General features: G+C 69.8%; 15 protein-coding genes. 4 read left to right on the top strand and 11 right to left on the bottom strand.

Annotated elements, in window-relative coordinates:
• Positions 1-19: 19 nt before the first annotated feature.
• Entirely contained in the window at positions 20-901 is an 882-nt protein-coding gene (locus AB0N03_RS15810) for an AraC family transcriptional regulator (protein WP_364371228.1), read from the bottom strand.
• Between the two features lie 91 nt (positions 902-992).
• On the opposite strand from AB0N03_RS15810, the gene AB0N03_RS15805 reads away from it, so the two are divergent.
• The gene (locus tag AB0N03_RS15805) at positions 993-1466 is read left to right on the top strand and encodes a MarR family transcriptional regulator (RefSeq protein WP_364371225.1); all 474 of its coding nucleotides are present in this window, start codon (positions 993-995) and stop codon (positions 1464-1466) included.
• A gap of 353 nt (positions 1467-1819) precedes the next feature.
• Here the strand turns inward: AB0N03_RS15805 and AB0N03_RS15800 are convergent, their stop codons facing one another.
• Positions 1820-3049 carry a DUF222 domain-containing protein gene (locus AB0N03_RS15800; RefSeq protein ID WP_364371223.1) on the bottom strand — a complete coding sequence of 410 codons (1230 nt, stop codon included), beginning with the start codon at positions 3047-3049 and terminating at the stop codon, positions 1820-1822.
• Between the two features lie 55 nt (positions 3050-3104).
• Positions 3105-4550 carry an IS66 family transposase gene (locus AB0N03_RS15795; RefSeq protein WP_364371220.1) on the bottom strand — a complete coding sequence of 482 codons (1446 nt, stop codon included), beginning with the start codon at positions 4548-4550 and terminating at the stop codon, positions 3105-3107.
• Positions 4551-4780: 230 nt separating this feature from the next.
• On the opposite strand from AB0N03_RS15795, the gene AB0N03_RS15790 reads away from it, so the two are divergent.
• Positions 4781-5638 carry a helix-turn-helix transcriptional regulator gene (locus AB0N03_RS15790; protein ID WP_364371218.1) on the top strand — a complete coding sequence of 286 codons (858 nt, stop codon included), beginning with the start codon at positions 4781-4783 and terminating at the stop codon, positions 5636-5638.
• Positions 5635-6423 carry an SDR family NAD(P)-dependent oxidoreductase gene (locus AB0N03_RS15785; protein WP_364371215.1) on the top strand — a complete coding sequence of 263 codons (789 nt, stop codon included), beginning with the start codon at positions 5635-5637 and terminating at the stop codon, positions 6421-6423. Before AB0N03_RS15790 ends, AB0N03_RS15785 begins: the two co-directional genes overlap by 4 nt.
• On the opposite strand, the gene AB0N03_RS15780 is transcribed toward AB0N03_RS15785, so the two are convergent.
• The 3 genes from AB0N03_RS15780 to AB0N03_RS15770 all read right to left on the bottom strand — a co-directional run bounded on the left by AB0N03_RS15780 (position 6411) and on the right by AB0N03_RS15770 (position 8941).
• Positions 6411-6809, bottom strand: coding sequence for a hypothetical protein (locus AB0N03_RS15780; protein WP_364371213.1), 399 nt, complete (start codon positions 6807-6809; stop codon positions 6411-6413). The two genes, AB0N03_RS15785 and AB0N03_RS15780, sit on opposite strands and share 13 nt — an antisense overlap.
• 68 nt (positions 6810-6877) lie before the next feature.
• Positions 6878-7357 (bottom strand): universal stress protein, encoded by a 480-nt coding sequence (locus AB0N03_RS15775; RefSeq protein WP_364371211.1) that lies wholly within the window; start codon positions 7355-7357, stop codon positions 6878-6880.
• 12 nt (positions 7358-7369) lie between these two features.
• Entirely contained in the window at positions 7370-8941 is a 1572-nt protein-coding gene (locus AB0N03_RS15770; protein ID WP_364371209.1) for an MDR family MFS transporter, read from the bottom strand.
• 87 nt (positions 8942-9028) lie between these two features.
• On the opposite strand from AB0N03_RS15770, the gene AB0N03_RS15765 reads away from it, so the two are divergent.
• Positions 9029-9610 carry a TetR/AcrR family transcriptional regulator gene (locus tag AB0N03_RS15765; RefSeq protein ID WP_364371206.1) on the top strand — a complete coding sequence of 194 codons (582 nt, stop codon included), beginning with the start codon at positions 9029-9031 and terminating at the stop codon, positions 9608-9610.
• Here the strand turns inward: AB0N03_RS15765 and AB0N03_RS15760 are convergent.
• From AB0N03_RS15760 to AB0N03_RS15740, 5 genes are all read right to left on the bottom strand, one after another.
• Positions 9607-9870 carry a TetR-like C-terminal domain-containing protein gene (locus AB0N03_RS15760; protein WP_364371203.1) on the bottom strand — a complete coding sequence of 88 codons (264 nt, stop codon included), beginning with the start codon at positions 9868-9870 and terminating at the stop codon, positions 9607-9609. The two genes, AB0N03_RS15765 and AB0N03_RS15760, sit on opposite strands and share 4 nt — an antisense overlap.
• Positions 9871-10010: 140 nt before the next feature.
• Positions 10011-10928 (bottom strand): ABC transporter substrate-binding protein, encoded by a 918-nt coding sequence (locus AB0N03_RS15755; RefSeq protein WP_364371200.1) that lies wholly within the window; start codon positions 10926-10928, stop codon positions 10011-10013.
• Between the two features lie 85 nt (positions 10929-11013).
• A complete protein-coding gene (locus AB0N03_RS15750) occupies positions 11014-12303 on the bottom strand; it encodes an LLM class flavin-dependent oxidoreductase (RefSeq protein WP_364371197.1) in 1290 nt (429 codons plus the stop codon).
• Between the two features lie 137 nt (positions 12304-12440).
• Positions 12441-12620, bottom strand: a complete 180-nt coding sequence (locus tag AB0N03_RS15745) for a hypothetical protein (RefSeq protein ID WP_364371194.1) — start codon at positions 12618-12620, stop codon at positions 12441-12443.
• 106 nt (positions 12621-12726) lie between these two features.
• Complete coding sequence (locus AB0N03_RS15740) at positions 12727-13740, bottom strand: amidohydrolase family protein (RefSeq protein WP_364371191.1); 1014 nt, start codon at positions 13738-13740, stop codon at positions 12727-12729.
• Positions 13741-13843: the final 103 nt, after the last annotated feature.

Raw genomic sequence — 13843 nt, 5'->3', positions numbered from 1 at the left:
CGTCGTTTATTGCTGGGTTTCATCGCTGGTGCCGCACCGTGGCCCGGTATCCGGAAGGCGAGAGTCCGATTTGGGCACGGAAGGCCGAAGCGAACCGGGACGGCGTCGCGAATCCGCACGCCTGCGCGATTTCCGTGACGGACAGCTCGCCGCGCTCGAGGTGCCGGCAGGCCCGTTCGACCCGGACCCGGGTCAGGAAGCGGTACGGCGTCTGGCCGGTGGCCGTCTTGAAGACACGCAGGAAGTGAAACGGGCTCAGCTCCGCCGCGGCCGCCATGTCCCCGAGGGTCAGCGGGAGGTGCTGGTTGTCCCGGATGAACTGCACCGCCCGGCGCGTCCGCAGCTCATCGCGCCCGAACTCGCGCGGTCGCGGCGCCTCGGCGTGACGGGTCAGCAGGTGGACGGCGAGGAACGTGGCAGCCGACTCGGCGTAGAGCTCATCGGCGCCGGCGAGAGCGGCCGCCTTGAGCGCTCCCATGACGGAGGCGAGCACGGGGTCCTCGACGGCGAGCGTGTCCGGCCGGCCGAGCCGGGTGGCGTCCCGGCCCCAGAGGTCCAGGGCGGTGCGGTCGATCAGGGCGCCGGGGAGGTGCACATGCGTCGTCTGGGTGCGATCCGTTCCGCACCAGCGGATCCGCGTCGGCTGCCCGGGCGCGGTCATGCCGATCGAGCCGGGACGGTAGTCCGCACGTCGCCAGTGCGCACCGTGCAACGATTCGATCGTCGTGGTCCCCTGGCTCACCAGCACGACGATCTGGTCGCCGACGGGCGGCAGGTCGAGTTCGGCTTCCTCGGCGTTGTCGAGCAGCCGCACGAGCACGGAGGACCAGCCGTTGTCCCGGCGGCTGCACAGCCGCACACGGGCAGCGGCCCCCGGATCGAACGTCAACGCCTCGGACACGCGACTCCACGTTGGCTTCGGCCGAATACCGACGTGTCGACACTAACAGCCTCTCTCTTGAGCGGTTCGAATTTGAACTAGGCTGGTCGGCATGGGCCGGTTGAGCACCGAGGAGCAGCGGGCATGGACGGCGCTCCGGACGACGTACGCCCTCCTGCACCAGCGCATGGATCAGCAGCTCAAGCGCGACGCGGGCTTGTCGCACTTGCAGTACGAGATCTTGGCCCGGTTGGCGGCGGCTCCCGAGCGGGAGCTGCGGATGGCGGAGCTGGCGTGCGCGATCGCGGCTTCGAAGAGCGGGTTGACTTATCAGATCGGCCAGTTGGAGCGGGCGGGGTTGGTCCAGCGGCGGGCGTGCCCGAGTGACGTGCGGGCGGTGTACGCGGTCCTGACCGAGGACGGCGCTTCGCGGCTCTCGCTGGCGGGGGCGGGATATGTGGGTTTGGTACGGGAGTTGCTGGTGGACGTTTTGAGCCCGGAGCAGTTGCGGGTGCTGGCCGAGGGGCTGGGGGAGGCGAACCGTCGGATGCAGGATTTTGAGGATTGCGACGGTTCTCTCGGGTGATTGGTACTTTTCGGACCTGGGTGGGGATCCGTTGCCGGCGGCCGCTTGGGCCCGGTCGAGCTGGGCGCGGTAAATGCCTTCCGAAGTCGGATGGATCGCGGTGGCTTGTCAGCGTGCCGGCGCCGGGCTGCCACGGGCAGACACTGCCTCCGGTGGGGGTGCCGGGATAGCTTTGGCGGCGGTGGCCGGGCTGAGTGGTGGCGACCGCGGTGCGGCTACGCGATGGGGACGGCGACTGAGGCTGCGCGTTAACGGCTGGGGCTGGGATGGGATGTTGGTGGCGACCCTGTTCATCCCTGGCGTGGGTGTAGGCCCGTAGCCGGTGGCTGCGGGCCTTTCCCATGTGCGATTGTCTACGCCGCGAACGGCAACGGTTGATGCAGGTTGTTGCGCCTGGGTTTTCGGCGTTTGTCCAGGAACACCGGCGGCAAGAACTCCGGGAGGCCGTCAGCGGCGATGCGGACTTGCCAGCCCGAGCGGTGCAGCAGGCGGTGGTGATGGGCGCACATCAGCACCATGTTGCCCAGCTCGGTCGGGCCGCCATCAGCCCAATGCCGGACGTGGTGACCCTGACAGTGCCGGGGTGGACGATGACAGCCGGGGAACGCGCAACCGCGGTCGCGCAGGTACAACGCGCGGCGGATTCCGGGCGGGACCAGGCGGCGTTGGCGTCCGAGGTCGAGGGGTTCGCTCTTGCCACCGAGCACCGTGGGGATGAGCATGCAGTCGCAGGCGTGGATCCGGGCTTCGGCCGCCGACATCGTGCCGGTGTCGCCGAGGACGGCCCGGCCGACGCCCGACTTCAAGTCCTCCAACGACACCGCCACCATCAGGTGGGCTCGTTCGCCGGCCTGCATCGGCAGATCGGGGGAGTTCAACGCCAGGTCGATCGCGTCGGAGAAGGCGTCGCCGTAGCGTTCCTGCGGGGAGCGCAGGTCGGGGCCCTCGTCGCTGGTGCGGCGTTCGGCCAGCGCGTCGAGCAGGGCGCTGGCGCGGGAGCCCGTCTCGTCGTCGAAGCGGCCGTTCAACTCCCAGACCCCGGTTCTTTTGCGGCGCAAGGAAAGCTCGCGGCTGGGGGTGGCCGGTTCGGTGGTGTCGGGTTCCTGGCCGTCCGGGTCGAGGTGGGCCAGGATCCGCGCACCCAGAGCGGCGACCTGCTTGTGCCCGGCGTCGTCGGCGAAGGTCAGCAGATGCTGCTCGGCCTCCTCACGATGCTCGGGCGGGATCTGGGTCAGGGCGTCGACGATCGTGTCGATCATCGGCGTGCTCAACCGACCCTCCGACGCGGCAGCGCCGGTGGCGGGAGCAACAGCGGAAACAGGTGTGCCATCGAGGTTCCGGCCGGGCGCAAGGGCGCGGGCTCGCTTGGTTACAGACTCAGCGGCAGCCTTCGGGACATCGGCCAGGTGCTCGAACAACCGCGCCACAGAACGGTATCCGAAGAGCTCCATCACCCCGCGCGACTCGATTTCTATGAGCAGAGAACCGATCTCGGCCTCGGCGGACCGCACCACAGTGAGCAGCCCGGAGATGCGGTCGGCCAAGGCCACCGCATCCGCTCGCATCACCGCTTCGCTGTCCACACACCAAGATTACCGGCCCACGAACGCATGTTCATCACTCGATCAGGGTAACTGTTCAGGTCATTTCGATAGTTGTTGGTAGCCAGGGGTTTCCGGTGATGGCGTCTCGGAGTGCGGTGATGATGTGGAGGCCGTTTTTGCGGGCGGTGGAGATGTAGCCGCGGACGCGTAGCCAGGTGTGGGCGCCGTGCCGGGTGCGCCAGCCGCCGGAGATCTTCAGCTGCGCTTTGATCATGCGTAGGTCGCGTTCGGCCTGATTGTTGGTGAACGGGACCGTGAGGTCGCGGGCGAAGAGCAGCACCTGGTGCTGGTAGTCGCGTAGGCGCACCAGCAGATTCCGGGTCTTGCTTTGCTTACGGTCCCGGCCCGGTGGGTGCAGCAGCAGGCCGAGGTGGATGGTGCGGACGAACCGGGAGATCAGCGGATCGACGATGTGGGCGGGGATCGTGTCCAGACCGTCGTCTCGTGCGGCATGGGCGGCGGTGTTGAGCAGTTCGAGGGTGGTGACCGCGATCTTGGGCCAAGTGTGCTCGGGGTGGGCTTCGCCGGCTGCGACCAGCTCGCGCAGATGGTGGGCATTGCACCGGGCGTGTTTGCGTCCATAGTCTTGATACGACATCAGTCCGTCGTGGACCGCGACACCACGGAAGTAGTTGAGGATCCCGAACTCGTCCATCGCCTCACCGCCACGCTGACGGTGCGGCAGATACGCGGTCAGGTGTGGGGTGCAGGCGACGTGCAGCCACCAGTTCTTCCCTTCGACCCGGATGCCGGTCTCGTCGAAATGTGCTACCGGCGCTGCCCGCAAAGCCTGCTCGACCCGCTCGGCGAACTCGTCGAGGTTGGCGGCGACCGGGGTGAGGACACCGGCGACCCAGCCGGTCGACACCGGCAACCCCATCAGGTCCGCCAGCAGCTGCGCGGTTCGCGCGACCGGAACATGCTGGAAGTTCAGCAGATACACCGCCAACGCGGTCACGTTCGGCCCGTAACACGCGGGTGCGGTCGCCTCGGCCGGCCCGGGCGCGGTGGTGACGTGGCGGCAGCCACGGCACCGCAGCCGGTGCAGGCGGTGCTCGGTCACCGCCGGGCGCACCTCGGGCAGGTCCACCACCTGCCGGCGTGTCACCCCGACCTCGTCGCGCCGGTGCAGCCCGCTGCCGCATCCCGAACACGACGACGGCACATGATCCACGACCTGATCGGGGTCGTCGACCAGCGACAGGTTCGCCCCCGGCGCTCCGGGCTGCTTACCCTGCTTGCGGTTGCTCTTGCCCCGCAACGACTTCGGTGCCGGTTTGCTGAACCGGTCCGAGGACGGTGGCATCGACGAGTTACCCGAATTCATCCCGAGGCGGCGTTTCAGCTGGGCGACCTCGTCCCTCAACCGGGCGATCTCCTCCCGCGCACGCGCGAACTCCACGGCCTGCGCTGCGACCAGCGCGGCCAGCTCGTCATACGACGGACGAACACCTTCCCCCACAACAAGATCATCCCACAAGCCCGCTCACAGCCCGACAACGACCTGAACAGTTACCGATCAGGTGGAGAATGGCAGCCCGGCAGGGGCACCGTAGCGTGGGGAATCGGCGCTCTCGCGCCGAGCGAGTAGCAACAACAGGAAGCGCCGATTTCTCACGCCCCGGCGAAGCCGCATCTTGAAAAGCCTCCGCCGGTTCCTGGGAGTGACAGGACCAGGCACGGGCCCGCGGTGCGACCTACAGTCGAACCATGACCGATGAGCCGAACCTCCTGGGCGATCACCTCCGCGCCCGCCGTGAGCTGCTCACCCCCGCACAAGTAGGCCTGCCCATCTCCGGCGTGCGGCGGGTTCCCGGGCTGCGCCGGGAAGAGGTCGCCATGCTGGCCGGCATCAGTGCCGACTACTACCTGCGCCTGGAACAGGGTCGCGACCGCAACCCGTCGCGGTCGGTCCTCGAGTCGCTGGCCCGCGTGCTGCAGCTCGACGAGGACACCACGGCCTACCTCATCGGCCTCGCCGATCGAAAGCCCCGGCGGACGCGGCGACGGCGCAAGGAGACCGTCCCACCCGGCACGGTCAAGTTCCTGGCGGCACTGTCACTCCCCGCCTTCGTCGAGGGCCGCTACCTCGACGTGCTGGCTGCCAACCCGCTCGCCGCGGCGCTCTCGCCCCGCCTCGTCGTGGGCGCCAACCGGCTGCGGGACGTCTTCCTCGATCCGGCCGAGCAGGCGCTCTTCCCGGACTGGGAACTCGCCACCCGTGGCCTGGTCGCCGGCTTCCGGCAGTCCGTCGGCACCGAGACCGATGATCCGCGGTTCATCGAGCTGGTCGGCGAGCTTTCGCTGGCCAGCCCCCGGTTCCGGGAGCTGTGGGCGCGCCACGACGTCGCGAACCGGCGGGGCGCGACCGTGCGGTTCGACCACCCTTCGGTCGGCGAACTGGTGCTGAATCGGGAAAAGCTCCTCATCAGCGAGGCACCGGGCCTCGTCCTCGCCGTCTACCACCCCGATGCCGGCACGGACGCCGCGGACAAGCTCGCCCTCCTGGCCTCCGCGGCCCTGCCGCCGGCCGCCCGCACCACGAGTGAACAGGAAAACCACGCATGAGCAAGCTCGCCCTCGTCACCGGCGCCACCTCCGGGGTCGGGCAGGCGTTCGCCGAACGCCTCGCCGCCGACGGCCACGACCTGGTGCTCGTCGGCCGGCGACAGGATCGGCTCGACGAGTTCGCCGCCGCCCACACCGGCGTCAAGGTTCGCGCCGTCGCGGCCGACCTCTCCACCGACGAAGGCATCGACGCCGTCGCGGAGATCACCGCCACCGAACCGCTCGACCTGCTGGTGAACAACGCGGGCGTCGCGCACTACATGCCGCTGGCCGACCTGCCCGCCGGCCGGGCCCGCGAACTGGTCAAGGTCAAGGTCCTCGCCCCCACGATGCTCGCCCGCGCGGCCGTCGCGGGCATGCAGGAGCGCGGCCGCGGCGCCATCGTCAACGTGGCCGGCATGATCGCGTTCAGCGGACCCGCGCCCCACTCCCAGCTGCCCCGGCGCGCCGTCTACGCAGGCTCCCTCGCCCACCTCGTCACGCTGTCGCAGACCTTGAGCGCCGAGCTCGAAGGCACCGGCGTCCGGGTCCAGGTCGTGTGCCCCGGCGTGGTCGCGACGGAGTTCCACGAGCGCCAGGGCCTGGACCTGAGCGCGATCCCGCGGATGAGCGCCGCCGACGTCGTGTCCGCTTCGCTGCGCGGCCTCGAACTGGGCGAGGTCGTCTGCGCCCCCGGCGTCGAGGACACGAGCCTCCTCGACGCCGTGTTCCGGGCCGAGCTGGCCGCTTTCGGAGGCCAGCGCACGGAACTCGCCGCCCGCTACCGGAGCGGTCAGATCTCGTAGGTGACCTCCGCGAGCCCGACGTTGACGCTCTTGACCCGGATCTCCAGCAGCGACAACGTGTTCGCGGGCCAGCTCACCCGCCCGGTGGCCCCTTTGCCACAGCCCAGGGACCGCCACGGGCGTTCCTCGCGCACGCTGGCCATCCGGCCGTCGACGCAGCCGCGCTGTTGCGTGCCCGCCTCCACGAACCAGGTGACCTCGAGGTACCCGCGCCACTGCGGCGGGCTGGTGAAGCTGCACGGCTTGGACACCGCTCCCCACTTTCCGGGGAAGCCCACCGCGTTGCCGCGGCAGAAGACGTCCGAACGGGTCGACGCGGTGGCCGGGACCGCGAGCGAGACCAGCGTGAGCAGGGCGACGACCAGAGCTCCCCAAGATCGTTTCATGGTTCGAGGCTAGCGCCGCGGCTCGCCTTTCCCTGTCACTCGAACGGTTCTTTCTCGTGCTCGACGAGTCAGGGAACCACCAGCACCGGCCAGTGGCCCGCCCTGATGAGCTTCGTCGCGACCGAGCCCGCGAAACGGTGGCCGGCCTTCTGGGACGCGCCGACCACCACCGTGTCGGCTTGGCAGCGGTCGGCCGTGTCGCGCAGGGCCGTGAACGGGTCGCCGTACGTCTTGACCAGCGCCACCGGCACACTCAGTTCTTCGGCCGCGTCGCGCATCTGGTCGCGCAGCTCGGCGTACAGGTGCGTCGCCGTGTCGTGTTCCAGCACCGTCGCGACCGCCGGCCGGAGCGGCGTCAGCGGTGCGGGGCACGCCACGAAGACGACGATGAGCCGGCTGCCCTGGCGGCGGGCCATGCCGAAGGCGAAGGCGGCCGCCCGCATGGCCGTGTCCGTACCGTCGATCCCGGCCAGGATGGCCCGTGCCGGGACTTCGCGACGCGGACCGAATCGCTCCACAGTGGACTCGAAAGCACCAGGCCCGCCCATCCGCCGTCTCCCCTACCCCACCACCGCGTCCGAGGCCGACGGTTCGCCGGCCTTCTCGGCCAGGTCGATGGTCGTACGCAAGGTGATCGGCTTCAAGAACAGGGCCGCGATCACCCCGACGACGGCCACCGCCGCGGAGATCAGGAAGATGTGCGCGGTCGCGTCGCCGTAGACGGTGTGGACGACCGCCTGCACCTGCGGCGGCAGCGCCTTGAGGTTCAGCGCGCTGACCCCGCCCGTCGACGCCTGCCCGTCCGGCACGTGCAGTGCCGCGGCCAGGTCGGCCGAGACGCGGTTCGCGAGCACCGCCCCGAGCACCGAGACGCCGATCGTGCCGCCGAGCGACCGGAAGAACGTCACCGACGCGCTCGCCGCGCCCAGGTCCCGCAGGGGCACGTCGTTCTGCACCGCCAGCACGAGGTTCTGCATCGTCATGCCCACACCGATGCCGACGACGGCCATCGCGACGCCGATGATCCACAGCGGCGTGGCGTGGTCGACCATACCCAGTCCGAGGAAGCCGAGCACGAGGATCACCGCGCCCGAAACGATGTACGGCTTGATCTTCCCGGTGCGGCTGATCAGCCTGCCGGACACCGTCGAGGACACCAGCACGCCCGCCATCATCGGCATGGTCAGCAGGCCGGCTTCGGTGGGCGTGTACCCGCGGCCGATCTGGAAGTACTGGCCGAGGAACACCGCGCCGCCGAACATCGCCATGCCCACCGCGAGGCTCGCGATGATCGCGAGCGCGGGGGTCCGCTGGACGACGATGTGCAGCGGCACCACGGGTTCGCGGACCTTCTTCTCGACCACCACGGCGACCGCGAGCAGCACGACCCCGGCCGCGACCATGACGGCGGTCGGCCACGACAGCCAGTCGAACGTGGTGCCGACGAACGACACCCAGATCAGCAGGACGCTCACGCCGGCGGCGATGAGACCGGCGCCGAGGTAGTCGACCCGGACGTTCTCCCGGCGCACGGTCTCCAGCTTCAGCGTGCGCTGCAGCACGACGAACGCGAGCACCGCGATCGGCACGCCGACGAAGAAGCACCACCGCCAGCCCAGCCACGGCACGTCCACGATCAGGCCGCCCAGCAGCGGGCCGCCGACGGTCGCCACGGCCATGACGGCGCCGAGGTAGCCGTTGTACCGGCCGCGCTCCCGCGGCGGGATGATCGCGGCGATCACGACCTGGACCAGCGCCTGCAGGCCGCCGACGCCGATGCCCTGGAACGCCCGCGCGGCGATCAGCTGCCCGGTGTCCTGGCTGAAACCGCTGATCATCGAGCCGGCCACGAAGATCACGATCGCGACCTGGACCAGCGTCTTCTTGTTGAACAGGTCGGCGAGCTTGCCCCAGATCGGGGTGGTGGCCGTGGCGGCCAGCAGCGTGGCCGTGACGACCCAGGTGTACTGCGTCTGCGTGCCGTTCAGCGAGCCGATGATCAGCGGCAGCGACGTCGAGACGACGGTCGAGCTGATCATGGCCACGAACAGCGCGAGCAGCAGCCCGGACAGGGACTCGAGCACCTCGCGGTGCCGCATCGACCCGGACGAGCCGGCTGTACCGGACTTCATGGGATCCCTTCGCACGTTCCGGACCATCATTGCCCACTGAGCAAACTTGCACAATGGGCAACTTATCCTGGAGGCTACGCTGAGTGCATGGACACCCTCGACACGCTCCGCACCCGCAAGAAGGCGGCGACGCGGCAGTCGTTGCACGAGGCCGCGCTGCGCCTGGCGATGGAGCGCGGGCTGGACGGCGTGACGGTCGAAGACATCGCCGACGCGGTGGGCGTGTCCCGCCGGACGTTCTCCAACTACTTCACGAACAAGGAAGACGCGATCCTGCACGCCGACCGCGAGCGGACTGGCGTGCTGGTGTCCCTGGTCGAACACCGGCCGGCCGGCGAGGAGCCGTGGCAAGCGCTGCGCACGGCGAGCCGCGAGCTGTACCGCGGGCGGGCGGTCCCCGACCGCGAGTGGGTGGCGCAGCTGCGCCTGCTCCGGCGGCACCCGTCGTTGCTCGCACAGCAGGCCGGCGACCAGATCACCCTGGAGCGCGACCTGGCCGCGGTACTGGTCGCCCGGGGCCCCGACCTCGACGAACCCTTGGCGCGCCTCATGACGGCGACGTTCCTCGCGGCGGTGCGGACCGCGAGCGTGCTCTGGCTGGAGGAGTCCGGAGACCAGTCCCTGCCCGACCTCGTCGACGACCTGCTGGCCCGGGTCAGCTTCAGCTAGGGGCGGAACGCCTTCAACGTCGTCGCGACCAGGGCGTCCGCGTAGCTTTCGGTCAACGGGCCGGTGCGCAGCAGCCAGCGCTGGTACAGCGGCGCGTAGAGCACTTCGAGCAGCAGATCCAGGTCGGCGTCGGGAGCCAGGTCCGGGCGCACTTCGACGTCAACTTCTTCGGCGCGGTGTGGGTCGCCCAGGCCGTGGGGCGACGACGCCGGACCGGCACCCGAGACGGCCGCGCCGGTCGTGCTGCGGGTCGCCGCCATGGAAGACCCGCCACGTCGGGTGGTCGTGGGCAAGTGCGTCGTTCGACCTGGTGCGGGAACTCTCGCGGCTGCGCGACGAGCAGTACGCGCGGTGGGAAGACCTCAGCCGTCAAGCACCCGGCTGAGGTCTTCCCGCCGGCTCAGGCCAGGCCCTGCTGCGACAGCCAGTCCTTCGCCACGTCCGCGGCCTTTTCGCCTTCGGAGTCGACGTGCTTGTTCAGCTCGCGCATCCCCTCGGTCGTGAGCTTCGCGCTCACGGCGTTGACGGCGGCCGCGAAGTCCGCGCCGCGCTCGTCGAACACCTTCTTGGTCACCGCCGGGACGACGTTCTCGGTCGGCACCATCGCCAGGTCGTCCTTCAGCGCGACGTACTTCGGGTCACCGGCCAGCGGGCTCACCGAGTCGACCGGGATGACCGTGACGGCACCGGAGTCGAGCTGCTGCGCCCGCGGCCCGAGCTCCTGGACGGTCTGGAACGTCGCGTTCGTCAGCTTGTAGACGTCCGTGAAGCCCTTGAAGCACGTCAGCCGCTTCTCGCACTCCGGACCGCCGGCGAGGACGACTTTGTCGAGTTTCTTCAGGTCGCCGATGGTCGCGAGGCCCTTCGACTGCGCGAGGTCGGCCTTGACGATGTAGGTGTTCTTGTCCTCCGCCGCCGCGTAGTCCAGCAGCGAGACGCCGCTCGGCTCGAGCAGCTTCGCCAGCTGCTCGTGCTCGCCCTTGGCGTCCTTCACCGGATCCGCGCCGAACCCGGCGGCGATCGCCGAGCCCTGGTACTCCGGGATGAACTGCAGCTCACCGGACTTCAGCGACGGGTAGATCAGCTCCCGCGAACCCAGGTTCAGCTTGCGCGTCACCGGGTAGCCCTTGGCCTCCAGCGCCTGCGCGTAGATCTCGGCGAGGATCTGGCTGTCGGTGAAGTTGAAGGACGCGACGACGATCGGCGCCCCGCCCTTGCCCGCCGCGGCGGGCTTGTCGTCCCCGCCGCCGCACGCCGTCAGGCCCAGAGCGGCCACCGCCACCAGCGCGGCCACTCGGATGTTCCGGGTCCAGCCCACGTCCCACACTCCTCAGTCAAATTCGGACGGTCAGGACCCTAACCAGCCCCACCGACGCTCCACCCACAAAGACCACATACTGGGATCACGGCGCGAGGTGCTCACGCAGCGTCGAGCCGGCGTACTCGGTCCGATAGCGGCCCTTGCGCTGCAGGATCGGCACGACGTGGTCGACGAACGCGGCCAGCTCGTAGGGCAGCGTCGAGCCCATGATGGTGAACCCGTCGACGGCGCCGGCGTCCTGCCAGGTGAGCACGTGGTCGGCGAGCTGCTCGGGCGTGCCGACGAAGTGGACCTGCCCCGCTCCCCCGGTGATGGCTCCCGCGATCTCGCGCAGCGGGGCGTCCGGACGCTCCCGAGCCGCCGCCGAGAGCTGCTGCAGGCGCGAAGACCCACCCTCGGCCCGCAGCTCGGCGGGCAGCGGCGCGTCGGGGTCGAACGCGTCCGGGTCGAGACCGGCGGTGTACAGCGCGTTCTGCCAGCGGAACTCCGGGCTGGCCAGCTCTTCGAGCCGCTGCGCCCGGGCCTTCGCCTCGGCCTCGGTGCCGCCGAGGGTCACCATCAGCGCGGGCAGGACGCGCACGCTCTTCGGATCGCGGCCGGCCGCGACGACCTGGGCGTCCAGCTCGGCGCGGAACTTCACCGCCGCTTCCAGCGACGGCGGGCCGGAGAACACCAGCTCGGCGTACTGGGCGGCGAGCCCGATCCCGGCGGCCGACTGTCCGGCTTGGACGAGCACCGGGTGGCCCTGCGGCGACCGCGGGAACGGCAGCACGCCTTCGACGTCGTAGAACTTGCCGTGGAAGCGCGGCGCGTGCAGCTTGGCGCGGTCGGCCCAGACGCCGTTCTCGCGGTCGCCGACGATCGCGTCGTCGTCCCAGCTGTCCCACGCCCGGGTGACGACGTCGACGAACTCGTGGGCGCGCTCGTACCGGTCGGCGTGGTCGGGGTGGGCCTTCTCGCCGAAGTTCGCCGCGGCCAGCGGGGTGATCGTGGTGACAATGTTCCAGCCGGCCCGGCCGCCGCTGAGGTGGTCGAGCGTGGCGAACCGGCGGGCCAGCTCCCACGGCTTGTTGTAGGTCGTCGACCCCGTCCCGATCAGGCCGATCTTCTCGGTGACCGCGGCCAGCGCCGACAGCACCGAGATCGGGTCGAACTGGGTCTGCGGCAGGTGCGTGACGCGGTACTCGGCGATCGCGATGTTGTCGGCGAGGAAGATCGAGTCCATCAGGCCGCGCTCGGCGGTCCGCGCGATGTTCGCGTAGTACGGCAGCCCGAGCACCCCGCGGACGTCGTCGTCGACGACCCGCCACGCGGACTCGTGGTAGCCGTTCGGCCAGATGAAGGCGTTGAAGTGCAGGGAATCTCCGGTCACAGCGCGGCTCCTTCGATGGTCCGAGGTCCGTCTGTGCTCAACCGGATCTTCGCGAAGCTATTCCCGGACGCGCGCGGGTTCCACATGCTGAACGCCTCGCCGTCCCCGCCCGCTGCGGAAGACGGCGAGGCGCCTGGTCAGCTCACGTTCTCGAGGAACAGCGACTTCGCCGTGCTGCTCTTCGCCGCGTCCACACCGTGGCCGCCCGGGTAGTCCTGCTGCTCGTTGTGGGCCCCGTCCGTGATCGGCTTGCCACCGACGTCCAGGTGGGATCGGGAACCACGACGAGTCGTCCGGCACGTCGCCGCCTTCGTCACCGCAGTGCGCCGTGCAGTTGCCCGAACGGTGGGCGAAGGACACCCGGAATCGAACATACGACTCGGACGCCAGTTAGTAAAGTAACCTTCCAAATACCGAGCGTCTTTACGGGAGCTCGATCCCGAACAGCGCGGCGGCGTTGCCGTGCGTGATCTTGCGGCGGTCCAGCTCGCTGATCGGCGCGCGCTCGATCCAGTCGGCGGCCCCGGAGTTCTCCGAATAGGGGTAGTCCACGGAGAACATGATGTGGTCGGCGCCGACGGTCAGCACGGCGTTGGTCAGCGCGTGGTCGGAGAAGGTGCCGCTGGTGGTGATCCAGATGTTGTCGGCGACGTACTCGGGCAGGGTCTTGCACGGCCGCCGGCCGAAGGTGTTGGCCTGGAACATGTTCTGGGTGCGCCACAGCAGCGCGGGCAGCCCCTCCCCCAGGTGCCCGAGGATCATCTTCGCCGTCGGGAACCGGTCGAAGTGCCCGCTCAGCAGCAGCCGCACCGCGTGCGACGCCGTCTCGGTGCCGAACCCCCAGGTCGCGCCCTTCATCTCCGGGTGCCCGGCGTAGAGGGCCTGCGCGCCCGGCAGTGACGGCCGCGGGTGCAGGTAGAGCGGCACGTCGAGTTCGGCGAGCGTCTCCCAGAAGCCGTGGTAGCGCGGCTCGTCGAGGTAGCTGCCGTGCTCGGGGTCGCCGACGTTCGTGTAGCCGTTGACGAGCACGCCCTTGAAACCGAGTTCGGTGACCGCGCGGCGCAGCTCGGCCGCCGCGTTCTCCGGCTCCTGCAGGGCGACCGCGGCGAAGCCGGAGTACCGGTCCGGGTGCCGGGCGACCTGCCCGGCGAGGAAGTCGTTCTGCCGACGTGCTTCCGCGGTCGCCGCCGCCGGGTCGAGGATGCTCTGGATCCCGGGCGCGGTGAGCGAGAGGATCGTGTGCGCGATCCCCGCCCGGTCCATGCTGCCGAGCCGGACGTCGTCGAACTCCCGCAGCTTTTCCATCACGGGCCGGTAGAACTCCGGCGTCACCCCGCCGCGGTCGGACGCGTCGGCGAGCGCCGCCTCGTCGGCCAGCAGCCGGGCGACGCGCTCGGGGTGCTCGTAGGCCTCTTCCAGCGCGATCTTCGGCAGCATGATCACCACCGTACCGGCGCCCGAGCGTGACCTGCGTCACTTCGCCCGCGTGATCCGGGAACCCGTTTCCCGTCTCGCGAGAAGAGCGGATGACACTGAGCGC

It is taken from the genome of Amycolatopsis sp. NPDC051061 (genome assembly GCF_040682935.1).
GTDB lineage: Bacteria > Actinomycetota > Actinomycetes > Mycobacteriales > Pseudonocardiaceae > Amycolatopsis.
Note: the sequence above shows the minus strand (reverse complement) of the source record. Positions and strands in the feature narration are given on the sequence as shown.

What these genes read in the sequence shown, in the direction of transcription:
- AB0N03_RS15785 (WP_364371215.1), top strand. Translation starts at nt 5,635, where the DNA reads ATGAGCAAGCTCGCCCTCGTCACCGGCGCCACCTCCGGGGTCGGGCAG.
- AB0N03_RS15790 (WP_364371218.1), top strand. Translation starts at nt 4,781, where the DNA reads ATGACCGATGAGCCGAACCTCCTGGGCGATCACCTCCGCGCCCGCCGT.
- AB0N03_RS15780 (WP_364371213.1), bottom strand. Translation starts at nt 6,809, where the DNA reads ATGAAACGATCTTGGGGAGCTCTGGTCGTCGCCCTGCTCACGCTGGTC.
- AB0N03_RS15805 (WP_364371225.1), top strand. Translation starts at nt 993, where the DNA reads ATGGGCCGGTTGAGCACCGAGGAGCAGCGGGCATGGACGGCGCTCCGG.
- AB0N03_RS15760 (WP_364371203.1), bottom strand. Translation starts at nt 9,870, where the DNA reads ATGGCGGCGACCCGCAGCACGACCGGCGCGGCCGTCTCGGGTGCCGGT.
- AB0N03_RS15775 (WP_364371211.1), bottom strand. Translation starts at nt 7,357, where the DNA reads ATGGGCGGGCCTGGTGCTTTCGAGTCCACTGTGGAGCGATTCGGTCCG.
- AB0N03_RS15765 (WP_364371206.1), top strand. Translation starts at nt 9,029, where the DNA reads ATGGACACCCTCGACACGCTCCGCACCCGCAAGAAGGCGGCGACGCGG.
- AB0N03_RS15770 (WP_364371209.1), bottom strand. Translation starts at nt 8,941, where the DNA reads ATGAAGTCCGGTACAGCCGGCTCGTCCGGGTCGATGCGGCACCGCGAG.
- AB0N03_RS15740 (WP_364371191.1), bottom strand. Translation starts at nt 13,740, where the DNA reads ATGCTGCCGAAGATCGCGCTGGAAGAGGCCTACGAGCACCCCGAGCGC.